A 17,478-nucleotide genomic window follows, 5' to 3' on the forward strand; every position below is an offset into this window, starting at 1 on the left:
GCCGGGCTCCAGTGCGCGCACTCATCCTGCCCTCCGACATGCGCCGGAGACGAAGGAGGTGCGTATGTCCGGTTCGACCCGTTCGACATGGCCGCTGCTCAGGACGGTGGGGAGGCGGCTGGTCTGGGCACTGGCGCTGCTCGGCGGCATGCAGGTCTACGGCGGGGTGCAGCTCTACCTGGAGCTGTACCGCGAGGAGGTGCTGCTGCACGGCGACGGCGCCGCGCCCTGGCCGCTGATCCCGCCGATCACCCTCGTCCCACCCGGCCCCGGCCACCCCGAACAGCTGATCCCCGAGGTGCCGCTGAGCGATCTGGAGCTGGAGCTCCGGGCACAACTGGCGCACCTGGACCGCCTCGTGCCCGGCGGCAACCGGCGGGGAACCCGACGATGAGCACCCGGAGGAGACCCCCGTCGCGGCCGAACACCTGGCCGAGCAGGAGGAGAGCAGGCTTCAAGAGGCGGTTGAGCGGCCAGCCGGAGACTGGTCGGAGCCCGGCACGAACTCCGTGCCGGGGCCACAGCCTCCGGAGGTGCGGGATGCGGGAGCCAGCGACTCTGACCGAAGCCCTGGCCGACCGGTTCGCCGGCGCGGCCGGTGAACCGGCGGTCGTCGAGCTGCTCGACGCCGACCCCGCGGCCGGCGCGCGGACCCTGACGTACGGTGAGCTCGACCGGCGGGCCCGTGCCCTGGCCGGCTGGCTGACCGCCCGCCAGGTCGCCGGGCGGCCGGTCATGGTGGCGCTGGAGACCGGCGCGGACCTGGCCGTCGCCGTGGTCGGCTGCCTGTACGCGGGCGCCGTCGCGGTGCCGGTGCCGCCGCCGTCGGCCTCCCCGGCCGCCGCCGAGCGGACCACCGCGATCGCCCGGGAGACCGGCGTGCCGATCGTCCTCACCGAGTCCCGGTACGCCGCGGACGTCTCGCGCCGGCTCTCCGACGCGGGGCGCGGCACCGTGCTCTGCCTGGCCGTCGACCGCCCGCTGCCGGACGGGGCGGCGCAGCAGCCGTGGCAGCCGCCGCGGCTGCGGCCCTCGGACGTCGCGCTCGTCCAGTACACCTCCGGGTCGACCGCCGCCCCGCGCGGCGTCCAGGTCACCCACGCCAACCTGCTGGCCACCATGCGGGAGATCCAGCAGGCGCTGGGCACCCACCGCGGCTCGCGGATCGGCGGCTGGCTGCCCTGCTACCACGACCTCGGCCTGATCGGGCAGTTGCTGCACCCGCTGTGGCTGGGCGCGACCGCCGTGCTGATGCCGCCCCGGCTGTTCCTGGCCCGCCCGGTCCGCTGGCTGCGGGCCATCGACCAGTACGGGGTGACCGTCGCCGCCGCGCCCGACTCGGCGTACGCCCGGTGCACCGCGGAGATCACCGACGAGGAGATCGCCGGCCTCGACCTGTCGCGCTGGGAGGCCGCCGTGAACGCCGCGGAGCCGGTCGCCGCGGCCACCGTCGAGGCGTTCACCGCCCGGTTCGCCGCCGCCGGGCTGCGGCCCGGGGCGATGGTCGCCGGGTACGGCCTGGCCGAGGCCACCCTGCTGGTCTCCACCGCCGGCACCGGACCGGTCCGGGTCGCCGCCGGCCTGCCCGAAGGCGCGCCCGCCGGGCGACGGGTGGTCAGCTGCGGCCCGCCGCGCGGCGGCGAGGTGCGGATCGTCGACCCGACGGACCGCACCGAACTGCCCGACGGCGCAGAGGGCGAGGTGTGGGTGCGCGGACCCTCGGTCGCCGCCGGCTACTGGCAGCGGCCGCTGGAGACCGCCGAGGTGTTCGGCGCGGTCACCGCGGCCGGCGCGCGCGGCTTCCTGCGCACCGGCGACCTCGGCGTGCTGCGCGAGGGCGAGCTCTACCTGACCGGCCGGCTCAAGGACACCGTGGTCGTGGCCGGGCAGAGCGTGCACCCGCAGGAGATGGAGCGCCGGCTGATCGACTGCGGCGAACGCCTGGCCTCCGCGGTGGTGTTCGGCGCCGACCAGCCGGACCGGCTGGTGGTCGTCCAGGAGGTCCGCCACCCCGGGCGCGACCAGGCCGCGCTCGCGGCGCTGGCCGCCCGGGTGCGCGGCTGCCTGGCCGAGGAGTTCGGCGCCAGCGCGGTCGGCGTGGTGCTGGTCCGCCCCGGCTCGGTGCGCCGCACCACCAGCGGCAAGGTCCGCCGCTCGACGATGCGTCAACTGTTCCTGCGGGGCGACCTGCGGCCGGTCTACGCCGAACTCGACGACAGCCTGCTCGCCCCGGACCGGCCCGACAAGGTGGTGATCACGTGAATGCCGTCGAGCAGTTGGTGAGGACCGGCTCCGCCGGGTTGCCCGGAGCGGACGGGCCGGTGGCCGCGGTCGAACCCACGGGCGGGGCGGGTTCCGCCCGGGGATCGGGGGTGCCGGCCGTCGAACAGCAGGTGCGGGCGCGCGTCGCGGAGTGGGAGCGGCGGCTCGGCGACCCCGGGGATCCCGGCAATCCTGCCGGGTTCCGGGCGTTGATGGCCGCCGACGAGCGGGCCGAACTCGCCGAGGGCGCCGTGGCGGTGCTCCGGGAGGGCGGGTTCGGCGCCGAGCTGGTGCCCGTCGAGCTCGGCGGGCGGCTGGACCGCGCGGACGTGCTGGCCCGGGTGCTGCGTCCGGTGTTCCGCCGCGACGTCTCGCTCGGTTTCGGCCAGGGCATCACCTCGCTGTTCGCCGCCGCCGCGGTCTGGGCGGTGGGCGACCCGGCGCAGCGCGGGAAGGTCGCCCGGCTGCTGCTGGACGGCCGGTCGGTGGCCATCGCGCACCACGAGCTCGCGCACGGCAACGCCATGTGGCAGGGGCAGTTCACCGCCGTCCGGGACGCCGGCGGCTACCTGCTGCGCGGCCGCAAGGACGTGGTGATCAACGCCGACCGGGCGGGCGCGGTGGTGGTGTACGCGGCCACCGGGCGACCCGGCGCCGGCGGCAGCCACTCGGTGCTGCTGGTCGACCCCGCCGAGGCCGCCGCCGGGCTGGCCGTGCTGCCCCGCCGCATCAGCACCGGCCTGCGCGGCTGCCACTTCGCCGGGCTGGAGTTCACCGACCTCGAAGTGCCCGCCGGGGCCCGGGTCGGCGCGAGCGGCGAGGGCGTCCGGCTGGCGCTCCGCACCTTCCAGCTGAACCGGACGCTGATCCCCGCGCTGGTGCTCGCCACCGCCGACACCGTGCTGCGGGCGGCCGTCCGGGCCACCGTGGCGCGCCGCGAGACCGGGCCCCGGCACCGCACGCTGCTCGCCGGGGTGTTCGCGGACCTGCTGGTGTCCGACGCGATGGCCACCGCCGTGCTGCGCGCCCTGCACCTGCTGCCGGACAGCGCCCACCTCGGGGCGGCCGCCGTCAAGTACCTGGTGCCCGACCTGCTGCAGGAGGACGTGGAGGAACTGTCCACGGTGCTCGGCGCGGCCGGGTACGACCGCGAGGGCGGCCCCGGCAGCCTGCAGAAGCTGCTGCGGGACCTGCCCGCCGCCAGCCTCGGCCACGTCGGCACGGCCGCCTGCCAGGCCGTGCTGATCCCCCAACTGCCGCTGCTGGCGCGGCAGTCCTGGTTCGCCGCGGCGGAGCCGCCGGCCGCGCTGTACGCCTTCACCGGGCCGCTGCCGCCGCTCGACCTGGGCGTCCTCGGGGTGGCCGGCGGCAGCGACTTCCTGGCCGCCACCCTGACCGGCGCCGCCGGCCGGCTGGGCGCGGCCCCGCCGGAGGGGCCGGTCGGCCGTCAACTCGCCGACCTGGCGCAGGCGTTCGCCGGGGAGCTGGCCGTGCTGCGGGCCCGGGCGCTGGAGCTGCGCGCCGACAGCGCCGAGGCGCTGGCCAGCCCGACCTGGTGCGCGCTGGTCGAGCGGTACGCGCTGGTCGCGGCCGCCGGCGCGGCGCTCGGCGTCTGGGAGGCGGTCCGGGACGGGGAGGGCTTCCTGGCCGACCCGGCCTGGCTGGTGCTCGGGCTGTCCCGGCTGGGCCGCCGGCTCGGCCTGCCGCTCGCGAGGGAGGTGCCGGCCAGCTGCGTGGAGCGGCTGCACGCCGAGGTGGTCGCCCGGCTGTCCGGCGGCCGCTCGCTGGACCTGCACGACACCCCGCTGGCCGAAGGAGGGAGGGGCTGATGGACACCCGGACGACGGTGGACGAGCCGATGCTGATGGCCGGACCGCGGGCCCCGTGGCTGCAGGTGCGGCAGGCGATGGCCTGGCAGGGCCACGCCGTGGTGCACGCCTACACCGACCAGTGGCAGGACGCCCTGCGCACCGAACCCGACCTGCGGATGTTCCTCGGCACCCGGGACTGGCAGCGCCTCAACACCCTGGAGCGCACCCAGGTCCGGGAGCGTTTCGCGGCCTCCCGACTGCTCGTCAGGTACGCCGCCGGCGCGGCCCTGCAGATCCCGCCGGACACGGTGGAACTCGGCTACAAGCCCGGCGGCCGCCCGTACCTGCGCGGCTGCGACCAGGTCGACGTCTCCATCAGCCACACCCGGGACCTGATCGTGGTCGGGCTCAACCGGCGCGGCCGGATCGGGGTGGACACCGAACTCGCCGACCGCCGGGTCCGCTACCGGGACATGCGCCGGCTGCTGTGCACGCCCGCCGAGCGGCGCTGGCTGGGCGACCTGCCCGAGCCCGAGCAGGAGCAGGAACTGCTGCGGCTGTGGACCCTGAAGGAGGCGTACACCAAGGCGATCGGGCAGGGCATGCGGCTGGGTTTCACCGAATTCGGCTTCGACCCGGGGGGCGCCGCGCTGCTCACCCCCGAGGGCGGCCACGCCGCGTACGGCGAATGGACGTTCGGCACCCACCGCCTGGACCGCGGCTACCTGGTCTCCATCGCCTGTCACGACGCAGGTCACGAGGCCGTTCCGGACACCGCGGTGTCCACCATGCTCGATGAAGGTTTCCTGGGAGAAGTGGTGAGGTTGCTGCACATCGGAAGCCCTTGAGATCCGGACGTCCCAGTCCGGTCTGAAACGTGCCTCCGGCCGATATTGTTCAGGCTGATCACCTTTCAGACGGCGCGAATTACGGGGGCGTCTTTGATCCGCATTCTGATCGCGGAGGACATGCAGGTGTTGCGCAGAGCGCTCGTCGCCCTGCTGCAACTTGAACCCGACATCGAGGTGGTGGCCGAACTCGGTTCGGGAGACGAGGTGGTGGCGCGGGCCAAGGAGACCGCGCCGGACGTCGCGGTGCTGGACATCGACCTGCCGGGGACGGACGGCATCACGGCCGCCGGGCAGCTCGCCGACTCCGTTCCGGGCTGCCGGACGCTGATCCTCACCAGCCTCGGCCGGCCCGGGAACCTGCGGCGGGCGCTGGCCGCGCACGTGGCCGGGTTCCTGCTGAAGGACATCGAACCCAGCCAACTCGCGGAGGCGATCCGGACGGTGGCGGCCGGCGGCCGGGCGATCGACCCGGCGCTGGCGGTCGCCGCGCTGGACTCCGACCCCTCCCCGCTCACCCTGCGCGAGCTGGAGGTGCTGCGGCTGGCGGCCGACGGTCTGGAGGCCGGCCAGATAGCCTCCCGGCTGTTCCTGTCCGCCGGGACGGTCCGCAACTACCTGACCACCGTGGTCGGCAAGCTGAACGCCCGCAACCGGGTCGACGCGATCCGGATCGCCCGGGACGCCGGCTGGCTCTGACGGCATGTCGGCCCCCGCGTTCGGCGCGGCCTAGACGGCCGCGCCGGCCGCGGGCACGGCGGCCGGCGCCCGGCCGCCCGCCGTGGAGCCGGACAGCGCGAGGGTCGCCGTGTCCAGGTCGATCGCCGCCTCCACCACGAACCAGCCGCCGGTGTACGGGCCCGCGGTCAGGGTGCCGCCGAGCTCGCGCACCCGGGTGGTCAGGTTCCCCAGCCCGCTGCCGCCGGTGTCGTCCCGCTTCCGGTCGGCCGACTCCTGCGCGCCGCGGCCCACCCCGTCGTTGGCCAGCCGGAACCGGATCGTCCGGCCGTCCCGGACCGCCGAGATCTCGCACTGCTCGACCTTGCTGTGCCGCAGCATGTTGGTCAGCCCCTCGCGCAGCACCGTGGCCAGCACCGTCTCGACCTGCTGCGGCAGCAGCCCGAAGTCGAGCCGGACGGTGGAGTGCACGCCCAGCGTGGTCAGCATCGCCTTGGCGCTCTCGGCCTCCGCGGTCAGCGACATCTCCCGGTAGCCGCGGGCCACCGCCCGCACGTCCGCCAGCGCCTGACGGGCCGTCTGGAGAATCTCCGTCAACTCCTGCTGCGCCAGCTCGTGCTGGGTCGGCACCAGCCGGTAGGCGAGTTCGCACTTGAGGGTGATCGCGGAGAGGCTGTAGCCGAGCAGGTCGTGCAGGTCCCGCGCGAACCGGAGCCGCTCCTGGGCCACCGCCAGGGTGGCCAGTTCGGCCCGCGAGCGGTGCACCTCGATCACCAGGTCGGTCAGCCGGGAGAGGCCGTAGATCACCAGGCCGTTGGTGATGGTGGCGACGCTGATGTAGAAGGTTTCGCCCGCGGTGTCGCCGATCCACATCATCAGCAGATTGCTGACCACCACCACGGCCGCGAATCCGGGCCAGGCCACCACCGGGCGCAGCAGGAGAAGCAGCGAGGCCGCCAGGAAACTCGGCATTCCGATCCACAGCGGCCCCAGGACGAAGAACGGCGCGTAGGTGATCGCCGCCTGCAGGACTAAGGTCAGCGGCCAACGCTTTGCCAACGCAGGAGCCAACCGGGGGAAGGAATGTACGAGTTGGATACCCAGCAGGAGCGCCAGCAGGGCGATCGTGCCGGCCAGCAGCAGACCGCCGGGCTTCAGCGCGAGGACGTAGCTGGTGGCGACCCCGGTGTAGCCCAGGAACACGAGGGCGGTGATGGTCACCGCCGTCTTCGGTGCCAGTTGCTTCCCCTCGGGATCGGGTGCCGGCCAGGACGCCATCTCGTTCACTCTTCCCCCATGGGACTCGTACGGTTCCCGCTGCTGCTCTCGGATCGTACGGGACAGGGCTACGCCGCGTACGGGTCTGCACCCTGCGGCATCGGTCCGATCACGAACTCTCCGACGCTCGATTCCACCGGCCAGTCCAGGCCGAACGCCCGGGCCGCGGTGTCGGAGTTGCCGGCCGCCAGCGCGCACGGCGCCAGGTCCATCGCGGTGGCCACCAGGTACAGGTTCTGCAGCAGCACGCCGACGTCCTTCATCAGGCTGGTGTAGGCGATGCCGCTGAAAGCGTGGGTGGCCCGCCGGAACCGCGCGGTGATCACCAGCAGCAGCGGCGGCGGCTGGTCGGAGCCGAGCGTGGCCTGCGCCGCCAGTTGCAGGTCGGCGGTCTCCGCGGCGGGTGCGTCCAGCGGCTCCAGCAGGTGCCCGAGCGGGTCGTAGTGGTAGACGCCCGGGGCGAGTTCGGTGCCGCCGCCGGTCACCAGGTACAGCTCCAGCGCGTACACCGAGCCCATGCTCGGGTACGGCCGGCTCACCCAGGCGACGCCCGCGCCGTCCCGGTGCGCGGTCTCCCGCACCCGGCCGGCGCGGTACAGCAGTTCACCGATCTGACGCGCGGTCACCCGCTCGGTGCCGAACCGGCGGATCGACCGGCGGCGCTCCAGCACGGCGGTGAACGGCTCGTCCTCGGACAGCAGCCGGGCCAGCTCGGGCCGGTGCAGGGTGATCGCGGGCCGGCCGCCGAGCGGCTTGACCACCGGCTCGGCGGGCATCCGGCCCAGGTGGGCGTAGGTCGCGCCGAACGCGCCGTCGCTGCGGCCGAGCCGGCTGCGGGCGTGCACCAGCAGGTCGTCCGGGGACCAGCCGATCAGCCGCGGGTCCTCGTCCTCGCCGAACCGCGGGAGGCCTGGGACGTCCTCGGCGACCACCGCGACCCGGGCCGCCACCAGGTAGCCGATCGCGGTGCGGGCCACCTCCGGGTCGAGCTTCGGGGCGCCGGCCTGCACCGAGCCGTCCAGCAGACCGAGCAGCAGCATCGCCTCCGAGCGGTGCAGTTGGACCCGGTGCAGGGCCAGCGGCGACTCCAGCCGCAGCCCGCCCTCGGCCCAGCGCAGCACGCTGAACCGGGACAGCCGGCAGGGCCGGTCGTCGGGCGCGGGCCGCGGGGTGAACCAGGCGCCCCGGGCCAGCGGGACCACGCTCAGCAGCGGCATCCCGCCGAGCGCCAGGGTGCGCACCAGGCAGCCGCGGATCCGGTCCAGGTCGCGCAGCAGCCGCTCCACCTCGGGGGTGTGCCCGCCCGGCCGGTCCACCTCCCACAGTCCGGGGAAGCCGGGCAGCACGTTGCTCAGCGACACCGGGCCGAGCGTCATCCGCTCCAGCGCCTGCCGCAGCACCGGGTCCGGGTCCTCGAACACCACGGTGCCCCACCGGGTCTGGACGGTCAGCGCGCCACCAGTGCCGTCGTCGGTCTCCACCAACGTGTCCTCGCGCAGCGACCAGAGTTCGCTGAGCTGTGGAGCTGCCAGGTTGTCGATACGCATGAGCCATCCAGACGCGGGGAGCGCGGGGTAGGACGAACGCGGGGGTGCGCGCGGTCAGACGAACAGGGGGATCGGGTTGAGCCGGTCGTACGGGGTGGGCGCGGCCAGCCGGCCCAGCCGGACCGGCACGTCGAACAGCCGCCCGGGGGCGAACCTGTTCCAGTGCGGGCGCAGGCCCGGAACCACGACCTTGGCGACCGGGAGGCCCACCTCGGGGCGGGTCTGGTCCAGCACCAGCATTTCCAGGCCCGCCCGGCGGACCAGATGCTCGGCGGCGGTCACATCGTCCAGCAGGTCACCGTGCGGGGCGAACGGCGGGGGTCCCGGACGGCCCGCCGGCCGTGCCGGATCGGCCGCCAGGTACGGGAGTTCGGCGACCTTGGCCGTCTGCATCCAGGCCATCGCCTGCGGGTCGGTGAAGCCGTAGCCGGTGCCGTCGGCCCGGGCGTCCACCACGTTCGGCAGCAGCTGGTTGACCTCGGCGAGCGCGCGGCGCAGCGCCACCGCAGGGTCCAGGTGGGCGCCGAACCCGGGCATGATGTCCTCGGCGGGCTTGTCGGTGCGGCGGGAGAACGCCGCGACCACCGGGACGCCCAGGTCGCTGGTCAGCTCGATCGCCCACACCTCGCGGTTCAGCGAGGCGTGCAGCTCGCGCACCCGGCCGATCCACGGATCGCGGAAGGCGTCCAGGTCGATGCCCGGCTGCGGGGTGCGGTTGTACCACCACAGGGCGATGGCGTCCCGCTCCACCAGCTCCAGGAACCCCTGCAGGACCGCGTCCTCCAGGGTGCCGCCGGCCGCCGCGCCGTTCGAACTGGCCAGGCAGTAGCGGCGGCCCGCCCGCTGCGGGGCGTTGTAGTAGAGGAGCGCGGCCGGCAGCAGCTTCTGCCGCCCCTCGGTCAGCGACCAGAGCGGCAGCCAGTCGATCTCGTCGTCCTCGTCGAACGGGTCGGCGATCTGGTGGAAGGCGCCCTGGTCGGCGTTCCAGCGCTCCCGGCCGGCGAACTGCCGGGGGTCGAACAGCTGCACCGCGTCCGGGTGGACGGCGTCGGCCGCCAGGTCGCGGAAGCGGCCCCGGACCACCGGCTCGCCGCCGTGCAGGTGGCCGGAGTAGCGCTCCAGCGACTCGGCCAGCGCGCCGACCTCCGCCTGCAGCGCGGTCGAGCCCTTGCCGGAGGCGTGGGCGCGCAGCCCGGCGCGCACCGAGGCCAGGCCGCGGGCCCCGCCCACCGGGTTGAGCCCGGCGTGGAAGCAGTTCAGTGCGGCCGGGCCGCGCGGGTCCCGGCGGATCTCCTTGACCAGGCCGGTCAGCGGATCCACGTGGTGCCCGTAACGCTCCATCACCTGCTCCAGCGACAGCGCGCGGTGGCCGCCGCCGTCGGTGTGCAGCTTGGGCTGCGAGGTCAGCCGCACCGGGGCGGCGATCCGCTCGGCGACCAGCCCCGGGTCACCGCACTGCGGGCACTCCGGGCGGCGGGTCACCGGGTGGCGACGGCCGTCCAGGGTCAGGGTGTCCAGCGACCACAGCGCCTGCTGGCCCGGATACCGATGCCCCGCGAGCCACTTGGTGGCCTCCAGGGCCGCCAGCTGGAGGGCGGCGGTGCGGGCGGCCGGCAGCGAGCAGTCCCGGCGCGGCGCCGGGCCCGACCGCTCCAGCGACCGCTGCACGTGCGCCTCGACCTGCCGCCCGCGCCACAGCCGGTCGGCCAGGCAGGACCAGCACGGGCCGTCGACGGCCCCGAAGAACGGGCCGATCCAGGTCTGCGGGCCGTTCGCCCGCACCGGCAGCCAGGGCCGGCCGGCGGCCCGGTGCGCGGCGTCGATCTCGCCGAGCACCGGGTCCAGGTAGTCCTCGCAGAGCACCACCGTCAGGTCGGCGTGGGCCGCCTGAGCACCCGTCAGGGTGCGCAGGCCCGCCGCGTCGAGGGCGCCGCGCAGTTCGGCCGGGTCGTCGCCGCCCGGGCCGAGCGCGCGCACCGTCGCCGCGCCGAGCCGCTCGCCGGCCAGCCGGCCGTCCTGACCGGCGGCCGACCAGTAGCCCTGCGGGGCGGTCGGCCCGCCGGCCGGGCGCTCGCAGACCAGGCCGGCCCGCAGCAGCTTGGCGACCAGGCCCGCGGTCTGCTCCGCGGTGATGTGTCCGGCGGCCTCCCGCTGGAGGTCGCCCAGGCTTCTCGTCCCGTCCAGCAACGGCGCCAGCCGGGCGATCTGTGCCCCGTGGAGGGCGGTGACCTGCTGGTCCGAGATCAGGTAGACCGCCTCGCCGGGCACCGGCTCCACGCTCAGGTGGGGCTGGAAGGCGAGGAACGGGCCGTTGCCGGCCGGGCCGAGAAGCCCCGTCACGCCCGGCGTCCGGCGGTCGCCTCGACGGGCGCCGTGACGTACGCGTCGGCGGCCCGGCAGAAGCACAGGATGCCGGTGCCGGTGGTGGGCGCAGCGGACTGGGCGTGGTTGCTCAGATCCTCGATGAACAGGTCGTCGTTGTGCCCTATGACGGAGGCGTTGGCGCCCATGGTGTCTCCCCGTTGGTCGGAAGGCCGCGAGCCGGTAGGGCCGCGGTCGTGCTCGGGTCGGCATTCGCTCGACGTGGCAGAAGTCTTCTGCGGACCGGGCCCGGCGGCCAGTGCCTGCCTCACAAGCTCGACATGACGAATTCACGGTCACCGCCTGCCGAAACGCATGCCCTGCTCGGGAGCCTGGCACTGGCCGCCCGACCGGGCCCCGGGGGAGCCTGGTACCGCTGCGGAACCACCTCGGTACCGCACCCCCACGACGCGGCCGATCGGCCGCCGTGCGGGTTCACCCACGGAGGGAACACGCATGGACATCAGAGTGCTCGGTCCGCTCAGCGCCGAGACGCAGCACGGGTCGATCGTCCCCAGCGCGGGCAAGCCGCGTCAGATCCTGGCGCTGCTGTCGCTCTACGCGAACCAGGTCGTCCCGGTCCCGACCCTGCTGGAGGAGCTGTGGGGCATGGAGACCCCGCGCTCCGCGCTCACCACCCTGCAGACCTACATCCTCCACCTGCGCCGGCTGCTCGCCCAGGCGCTCGGCCCGGACGCCCCCTGCGGCGCCAAGGACATCCTGGTCACCCGGCACGGCGGCTACCTGCTGGAGGTCCAGCCCGGCGCCGTCGACGTGCACGAGTACGACCGGCTCGCCGAGCTCGGCCGGGACGCCTCGGACGCCGGCGACGACGAGGAGGCGGCGCAGATCTACCGCGAGGCGCTCGCGCTGTGGCGCGGCCCCGCGCTGGTGGACGTCAAGGTCGGCCCGATCCTCGACATCGAGCTGGCCCGCCTGGAGGAGAGCCGGCTGCGGGTGCTGGAGCGCCGGATCGAGGCCGACCTGCGGCTCGACCGGCACGCCGACCTGGTCGCCGAGCTCACCGGGCTGACGGTCCGTCACCCGCTGCACGAGGGGCTGCACGCCCAGGCGATGGTGGCGCTGTACCGCTCCGGCCGGCAGTGGCAGGCGCTGGAGGTCTACCAGGCGCTGCGGGGGCGGCTGGTGGAGGAACTCGGCCTGGAGCCGTCGCCGCGGGTGCGCAAGCTGCAGCAGGCGATGCTCGCCGCCGACCCGGCCCTCGACCGGATCCCGCGCCAGCGCACCTCGGTCCTGGACCTGTTCGCCGCCTGAGGCCGGGCCCCGGGCGTGCCGCACGGCACGCCCCGGCCGGTGGCCCCAGCGTCGCCCGGCCGAGGCTCGAACTGCGTTCGAGGCGACGGCCGCACAGTGCTCCCACGCGTTCCGCACCCGCCCGGTGACGGAACCTCAGGCCCGAGCACTGGGGGAGAAGTTGCGGATCATCGACCTGTCGTCACCGGTGGACGCGGCCGGCTGGGAGCCGGACCCGATCGTCCACGAGATCATGACGCCCGCCGAGGGCGCCCGCCACATGGCCGAGGAGATGCGACTCCACTTCGGCCTCGAGTTCGACCCGTCCGACCTGCCCGGCGGCGAGCTGCTGTCGCTGGACACCCTGACCCTGACCAGCCACACCGGCACGCACGTCGACGCGCCCTCGCACTACGGCTCGGTCGGCGACTACGGGACGCCGCGCCACATCGACCAGATGCCGCTGGACTGGTTCCTGCGCCCCGCCATGGTGCTCGACGTCACCGACGTCGGCATCGGCGTGATCGGCGTCGAGCGGCTGGAGAAGGCGCTCGCCGAGAACGGCCGGCTGCCCGACCCGCTCGACATCGTGATCCTGCACACCGGCGCCTCCCGGCACGCGGGAACGCCGCGGTACTTCACCGACTTCGCGGGCCTCGACGGCCCGGCCACCGACTACCTGCTCGACCTCGGCGTGCGGGTCATCGGCACCGACGCGTGGAGCCTCGACGCCCCGTTCGGCCACATGATCCGCGCCTACCAGGAGACCCGCGACCAGTCGGTGCTGTGGCCCGCGCACTTCGCCGGCCGCCGCCGCGAGTACTGCCAGGTCGAGCGGCTCACCAACCTGGACGCGCTGCCCGCGCACGGCTTCCAGGTCTCCTGCTTCCCCGTCAAGATCGCCGGGGCGGGCGCCGGTTGGACGCGGGCGGTCGCCCTGGTGGAAGAGTGAGAACGAACGAGCCGCCGCGGCTGATCTGCTTCCACCACGCCGGCGCCGGGATATCCGCCTTCGCCCGCTGGCAGTCGGTGATCGGCTCCGCCGCCGAGGTGGTGCCGGTCCTGCTGCCCGGCCGGGGCCTGCGGGCCCGGGAGCAGCGGATCACCGACCCCGACCGGCTGATCGCCGAACTCGACTCGGTGATCACCCCGCTGATGGACCGGCCGGTCGCCCTCTACGGGCACAGCCTCGGCGGCCTGGTCGCCTACACCTACGCCGCCGCCCTGCAGCGCAACGGGCGGCACCGGCCCGAACTGGTCGTGGTGGGCGCCGTGCTGCCCCCGCACCTGCGCTCGCCGATCCTCGCCGCCGCCGACCTGCCGGACGACGAACTGCTGCCCTGGCTGGTCGAGTACGGGGTGCTCCCGGCGAGCGCCCTGGAGCCGGCGGAGACCGGCCTGTGGCGGCGGCGGGTGCTGCCCGCGCTCCGCGACGACCTGCGGCTCGGCGAGGCGCTGTGCGCGGCCGGCGGCGCGGAGCTGGACGGCCGGCTGCTGGCCGTGTCGGGCACCCGCGACCCGATCGCGCCGCTCGCCGGCGTCGCCCAGTGGGGCCGCTACGCCCCGAGCGGGTTCGAGCTGCGCACGGTGCCGGGCGGCCACTTCTTCGTCCGCGAACCCGCCGCGCCGACCCTGCTGGCCGAGGTGCTGAACAGCCTGCGAGCGGTGCCCCGGCTGGTGTCGAGCGCGGCTTGAGCCCGTCGGCGCAGGCTACGGCGGGACACGACACCTGGCGCAACCGCAGAACGCACAACCCTGAGAGGAAGGAACGGGCGTGAACACGACTAAGGGGAGGCGGACATGAGTCGGCGAGTGGTCATCACCGGGATCGGCGTGGTCGCGCCCGGCGGGGTCGGCAGCAAGGAATTCTGGTCCCTGCTCACCGACGGCAGGACCGCGACCAGGGCGATCACGCTCTTCGACGCCTCCTCGTTCCGCTCGCGGATCGCGGCCGAGGCCGACTTCGACCCGATCGCCGCCGGGCTCAGCCCGCAGGAGATCCGGCGGATGGACCGGGCGGCCCAGTTCGCCGTGGTCAGCGCCCGCGAAGCGGTCGCCGACAGCGGCCTCGACCTGGCCGCGATCGACCCGTACCGCACCGGCGTCACCGTCGGCAGCGCGGTCGGCGCGACCATGGGCCTGGACACCGAGTACAACGTGGTCAGCGACGGCGGCCGCGGCTGGCTGGTCGACCACCGCTACGCGGTGCCGCACCTGTTCGACTACCTGGTGCCCAGCTCCTTCGCCGCCGAGGTCGCCTGGACCGTCGGCGCCCAGGGCCCGGCGGGCGTGGTCTCCACCGGCTGCACCTCCGGCCTGGACGCCGTCGGCCACGCCGTCGAACTGATCCGCGAGGGCAGCGCCGACATCATGATCGCCGGGGCCACCGAGGCCCCGATCTCGCCGATCTCGGTCGCCTGCTTCGACGCCATCAAGGCCACCTCCCCGCGCAACGACGACCCGGAGCACGCCTCCCGGCCGTTCGACCGCACCCGCAACGGCTTCGTGCTCGGCGAGGGCTCCGCCATCTTCGTCCTGGAGGAGCTGGGCGCGGCCCGCGCCCGCGGCGCGCACATCTACGCCGAGATCGCCGGCTTCGCCACCCGCTCCAACGCCTACCACATGACCGGCCTGCGCCAGGACGGCAAGGAGATGGCCGAGTCCATCCGGGTCGCCCTCGACGAGGCCCGGCTGCCCGGCACCGCCGTCGACTACATCAACGCGCACGGCTCCGGCACCAAGCAGAACGACCGGCACGAGACCGCCGCGTTCAAGCGCAGCCTCGGCGACCACGCGTACGCCACCCCGGTCAGCTCCATCAAGTCGATGATCGGCCACTCGCTGGGCGCCATCGGCTCGCTGGAGATCGCCGCCTCCGCCCTGGCCATCGAGCACGGCGTGGTGCCCCCACCGCCAACCTGCACGAGCCCGACCCGGAGTGCGACCTCGACTACACCCCCATCACCGCCCGCGAGCGGAAGATCGACACCGTACTGAGCGTCGGCAGCGGATTCGGCGGCTTCCAGAGCGCCATCGTGCTCACCCGACCCGAGCGGAGGACAGCATGACCAGCGAACTGCTGGAGCGCACCGCACCGGCCACCGGCACCGTCTCCGCGGTCTTCACCGGCATCGGCGTCGCAGCCCCCAACGGCCTCGGCACCGAGGCCTGGTGGCAGGCCACCCTGGAGGGCCGCAGCGGCATCCGCCCGGTCGAGCGCTTCGACGCCACCCAGTACCCGGCCACCCTGGCCGGCGAGGTCCCCGGCTTCGACCCGGTCGCCCACATCCCCAACCGGCTGCTCCCGCAGACCGACCACATGACCCGGCTCGCCCTGGTCGCCGCCCACGAGGCGATCGGCCACGCCGACCTCGACCCCGAGCAACTGCCCGAGTACTCCGCGGGCGTGGTCACCGCCGCCTCCGCGGGCGGCTTCGAGTTCGGCCAGCGCGAGCTCCAGGCGCTGTGGAGCCAGGGCGGCAAGTTCGTCTCCGCGTACCAGTCCTTCGCCTGGTTCTACGCCGTCAACACCGGTCAGATCTCCATCCGGCACGGCCTGCGCGGCCCCAGCGGAGTCATCGTCAGCGAGCAGGCCGGCGGCATCGACGCCGTCGCGCAGGCCCGCCGGCAGCTCCGCAAGGGCAGCCGGATCATCGTCACCGGCGGTGTCGACGGCTCCATCTGCCCCTGGGGCTGGGCCGCGCAGCTGGCCGGCGGCCGGCTCTCCACCAGCGCCGACCCCGCCCGCGCCTACCTGCCGTTCGACCGGGCCGCGTCCGGGTACGTGGCCGGCGAGGGCGGCGCCATCCTGGTGCTGGAGAGCGCCGAGTCCGCCGCCGCCCGCGGCGCGCAGAGCTACGGCCGGCTCGCCGGCTACGCCGCCACCTTCGACCCCCCGCCCGGCAGCGGGCAGCAGCCGGGCCTGCGCCGGGCGATCGAACTCGCCCTGGCCGAAGCCGGGGTCGGCCCCGCCGACGTCGACGTGGTGTTCGCCGACGCGGCCGGCGTGCCCGAGCTCGACCGGCAGGAGGCCGAAGCGCTCCGGGCCGTCTTCGGGCCGAGCGGCGTCGCCGTCACCGCCCCCAAGACCATGACCGGCCGGCTCTACGCGGGCGGCGGCTCGCTGGACCTCGCCGCCGCGCTGCTCACCCTCCGCGACCAGGTCGTCCCGCCCACGGTCAACGTCGACCGCCCCGCGGACGGCCTGGACCTCGACCTCGTGCTCGGCGCGGCCCGGCCCGCCACCGTCCGCACCGCCCTGGTGCTGGCCCGCGGCGCGGGCGGCTTCAACTCCGCCGCCGTGGTCACCGCCTCCTGATTGTCCGTCAACCCCGAGAGGAACCCTCCGACATGTCGCAGATGACCCTGGACGAGCTGACCACCCTGCTGCGCGAGTGCGCCGGCGAGGACGAGAGCGTCAACCTGGACGGCGACGTCCTCGACACCCCGCTCGACGACCTCGGCTACGACTCCCTCGCCGTCCTCCAGACCACCGGCCGGATCGAGCGCGAGTACGACATCGAACTCGCCGAGGACACCGTCGCCGAGGCCCACACCCCGCGCCTGCTGCTGGAGTTCATCAACGCCAGCCTCGCCGAGCACCAGCCTGCGGCTGCCTGATCGGGGGCCGTCGGCCAACCACCCAGGGGCGCGAGGAACTGCGCGAGGCGGAAGGGCTCCACCCGAGCCGACTTCCGCAGCGCGCAGTTCCTCGCGCCCCTTCCGTGGTTGCGCCGGATGCAGAAATGGCCGTCCCGTGGGGCCGGACGAAAAAAGGCTGTGCCCGCCGCCCAGGGGGAGGGGCGGCGGGCACAGCGCGGGGGAGGGGGATCAGAGGTCGTCGCGGTAGACCTGGCGGTCCTTGACCAGCCAGGCGCCGTTCTCGCGGACCAGCAGGTCCTCGCAGACGGTGGAGACGCGGACGACGGCCTGGCCGCCCTTGGGGGTCTCGACCACGATGGCGTAGCAGCGGCCGAAGACCGCGTCCTCGCCGCGCGGCTCGACCGAGACCATGCCCAGCCAGTGGCGGCGCTGGATGCCCTTGGCCGCGTAGGCGTCGGTCGCGGCCTGCGCGGCGGCGGTGATGCCGGCGCGGCCGACGGCGGGCTCGGGGTGGGCGTTGGCGGCGAAGACGCCGTCCTCGGTGAAAGTGCCGGCCCACTCCTGGACCCGGCCGCTGTCCAACAGCTGCATCTGGTGTGCGTAGAACTGCTGGACCTGGAAGTACAGCTCGGCGGTGGCGGTGGCGGGCACCTGCTCCGTCACGGTCATGAGTGGTCCTCTCTGCTGGCTACCCGTCGGGTCCTGTCACCGGAAAGCCTCGCCCGGGCAAGTCGCACAGTCCTCGAACAGAACTGGAGAACGGGCGTCCAGTGCCGCTCGATCGGGTGTCGAGACCGTCTCGGCACGCTGTTCGCGTCGACCGATCGAGAGGAGTTC

Annotated in this window: 15 protein-coding genes and 1 pseudogene; 11 read left to right on the plus strand and 5 right to left on the minus strand. The window is 74.4% G+C overall.

Annotation, left to right across the window (positions count from 1 at the left end; all coding sequences use genetic code 11):
- Positions 1–64: 64 nt before the first annotated feature.
- The 5 genes from BX266_RS38795 (at position 65) to BX266_RS23045 (ending at position 5,620) form a co-directional block, all read left to right on the plus strand.
- Positions 65–394 carry a DUF6059 family protein gene (locus tag BX266_RS38795; protein ID WP_180290577.1) on the plus strand — a complete coding sequence of 110 codons (330 nt, stop codon included), beginning with the start codon at positions 65–67 and terminating at the stop codon, positions 392–394.
- A 146-nt stretch (positions 395–540) separates the two neighbouring features.
- Positions 541–2,262, plus strand: a complete 1,722-nt coding sequence (locus BX266_RS23030) for a fatty acyl-AMP ligase (protein ID WP_180290578.1) — start codon at positions 541–543, stop codon at positions 2,260–2,262.
- The gene (locus BX266_RS23035; protein WP_259464812.1) at positions 2,259–4,091 is read left to right on the plus strand and encodes an acyl-CoA dehydrogenase; all 1,833 of its coding nucleotides are present in this window, start codon (positions 2,259–2,261) and stop codon (positions 4,089–4,091) included. The genes BX266_RS23030 and BX266_RS23035 overlap by 4 nt, the downstream gene beginning before the upstream one ends.
- On the plus strand, positions 4,091–4,921 hold the full coding sequence (locus tag BX266_RS23040) for a 4'-phosphopantetheinyl transferase superfamily protein (protein WP_099902697.1): 831 nt from the start codon (positions 4,091–4,093) through the stop codon (positions 4,919–4,921). Before BX266_RS23035 ends, BX266_RS23040 begins: the two co-directional genes overlap by 1 nt.
- Positions 4,922–5,014: 93 nt before the next feature.
- Positions 5,015–5,620: a DNA-binding response regulator gene (locus BX266_RS23045; RefSeq protein WP_099902699.1), complete on the plus strand. Its 606-nt coding sequence runs from the start codon at positions 5,015–5,017 to the stop codon at positions 5,618–5,620.
- 30 nt (positions 5,621–5,650) lie between these two features.
- Here BX266_RS23045 and BX266_RS23050 read toward each other — a convergent pair whose 3' ends face one another.
- From BX266_RS23050 to BX266_RS40075, 4 genes are all read right to left on the minus strand, one after another.
- The gene (locus tag BX266_RS23050; RefSeq protein ID WP_143686980.1) at positions 5,651–6,877 is read right to left on the minus strand and encodes a sensor histidine kinase; all 1,227 of its coding nucleotides are present in this window, start codon (positions 6,875–6,877) and stop codon (positions 5,651–5,653) included.
- 68 nt (positions 6,878–6,945) lie between these two features.
- Positions 6,946–8,424: a SagB family peptide dehydrogenase gene (locus tag BX266_RS23055; RefSeq protein ID WP_099902703.1), complete on the minus strand. Its 1,479-nt coding sequence runs from the start codon at positions 8,422–8,424 to the stop codon at positions 6,946–6,948.
- A 54-nt stretch (positions 8,425–8,478) separates the two neighbouring features.
- Complete coding sequence (locus BX266_RS23060; protein ID WP_099902705.1) at positions 8,479–10,764, minus strand: TOMM precursor leader peptide-binding protein; 2,286 nt, start codon at positions 10,762–10,764, stop codon at positions 8,479–8,481.
- On the minus strand, positions 10,761–10,934 hold the full coding sequence (locus tag BX266_RS40075) for a hypothetical protein (RefSeq protein ID WP_180290580.1): 174 nt from the start codon (positions 10,932–10,934) through the stop codon (positions 10,761–10,763). The genes BX266_RS23060 and BX266_RS40075 overlap by 4 nt, the downstream gene beginning before the upstream one ends.
- A 307-nt stretch (positions 10,935–11,241) precedes the next feature.
- On the opposite strand from BX266_RS40075, the gene BX266_RS23065 reads away from it, so the two are divergent.
- The 6 genes and pseudogenes from BX266_RS23065 (at position 11,242) to BX266_RS23085 (ending at position 16,659) form a co-directional block, all read left to right on the plus strand.
- The gene (locus BX266_RS23065; protein WP_099902707.1) at positions 11,242–12,060 is read left to right on the plus strand and encodes an AfsR/SARP family transcriptional regulator; all 819 of its coding nucleotides are present in this window, start codon (positions 11,242–11,244) and stop codon (positions 12,058–12,060) included.
- A gap of 160 nt (positions 12,061–12,220) precedes the next feature.
- Positions 12,221–12,991, plus strand: a complete 771-nt coding sequence (locus BX266_RS38805) for a cyclase family protein (RefSeq protein ID WP_180290834.1) — start codon at positions 12,221–12,223, stop codon at positions 12,989–12,991.
- Positions 12,988–13,734, plus strand: a complete 747-nt coding sequence (locus BX266_RS38810) for a thioesterase II family protein (RefSeq protein WP_180290581.1) — start codon at positions 12,988–12,990, stop codon at positions 13,732–13,734. Before BX266_RS38805 ends, BX266_RS38810 begins: the two co-directional genes overlap by 4 nt.
- A 105-nt stretch (positions 13,735–13,839) precedes the next feature.
- Positions 13,840–15,107 (plus strand): annotated as a pseudogene (locus BX266_RS23075) (beta-ketoacyl-[acyl-carrier-protein] synthase family protein).
- The gene (locus tag BX266_RS23080) at positions 15,104–16,357 is read left to right on the plus strand and encodes a ketosynthase chain-length factor (RefSeq protein ID WP_099902711.1); all 1,254 of its coding nucleotides are present in this window, start codon (positions 15,104–15,106) and stop codon (positions 16,355–16,357) included. The pseudogene BX266_RS23075 and the gene BX266_RS23080 overlap by 4 nt, the downstream one beginning before the upstream one ends.
- A 32-nt stretch (positions 16,358–16,389) precedes the next feature.
- Positions 16,390–16,659 (plus strand): acyl carrier protein, encoded by a 270-nt coding sequence (locus tag BX266_RS23085; RefSeq protein WP_180290582.1) that lies wholly within the window; start codon positions 16,390–16,392, stop codon positions 16,657–16,659.
- A gap of 210 nt (positions 16,660–16,869) precedes the next feature.
- On the opposite strand, the gene BX266_RS23090 is transcribed toward BX266_RS23085, so the two are convergent.
- A complete protein-coding gene (locus BX266_RS23090; RefSeq protein WP_099902713.1) occupies positions 16,870–17,310 on the minus strand; it encodes a nuclear transport factor 2 family protein in 441 nt (146 codons plus the stop codon).
- Between the last annotated feature and the right edge of the window lie 168 nt (positions 17,311–17,478).

This window comes from Streptomyces sp. TLI_171 (assembly GCF_003610255.1).
GTDB lineage: Bacteria > Actinomycetota > Actinomycetes > Streptomycetales > Streptomycetaceae > Kitasatospora.

What these genes read in the sequence shown, in the direction of transcription:
- BX266_RS38795 (WP_180290577.1), top strand. Translation starts at nt 65, where the DNA reads ATGTCCGGTTCGACCCGTTCGACATGGCCGCTGCTCAGGACGGTGGGG.
- BX266_RS23030 (WP_180290578.1), top strand. Translation starts at nt 541, where the DNA reads ATGCGGGAGCCAGCGACTCTGACCGAAGCCCTGGCCGACCGGTTCGCC.
- BX266_RS23040 (WP_099902697.1), top strand. Translation starts at nt 4,091, where the DNA reads ATGGACACCCGGACGACGGTGGACGAGCCGATGCTGATGGCCGGACCG.
- BX266_RS23050 (WP_143686980.1), bottom strand. Translation starts at nt 6,877, where the DNA reads ATGGCGTCCTGGCCGGCACCCGATCCCGAGGGGAAGCAACTGGCACCG.
- BX266_RS23055 (WP_099902703.1), bottom strand. Translation starts at nt 8,424, where the DNA reads ATGCGTATCGACAACCTGGCAGCTCCACAGCTCAGCGAACTCTGGTCG.
- BX266_RS40075 (WP_180290580.1), bottom strand. Translation starts at nt 10,934, where the DNA reads ATGGGCGCCAACGCCTCCGTCATAGGGCACAACGACGACCTGTTCATC.
- BX266_RS23065 (WP_099902707.1), top strand. Translation starts at nt 11,242, where the DNA reads ATGGACATCAGAGTGCTCGGTCCGCTCAGCGCCGAGACGCAGCACGGG.
- BX266_RS23080 (WP_099902711.1), top strand. Translation starts at nt 15,104, where the DNA reads ATGACCAGCGAACTGCTGGAGCGCACCGCACCGGCCACCGGCACCGTC.
- BX266_RS23085 (WP_180290582.1), top strand. Translation starts at nt 16,390, where the DNA reads ATGTCGCAGATGACCCTGGACGAGCTGACCACCCTGCTGCGCGAGTGC.
- BX266_RS23090 (WP_099902713.1), bottom strand. Translation starts at nt 17,310, where the DNA reads ATGACCGTGACGGAGCAGGTGCCCGCCACCGCCACCGCCGAGCTGTAC.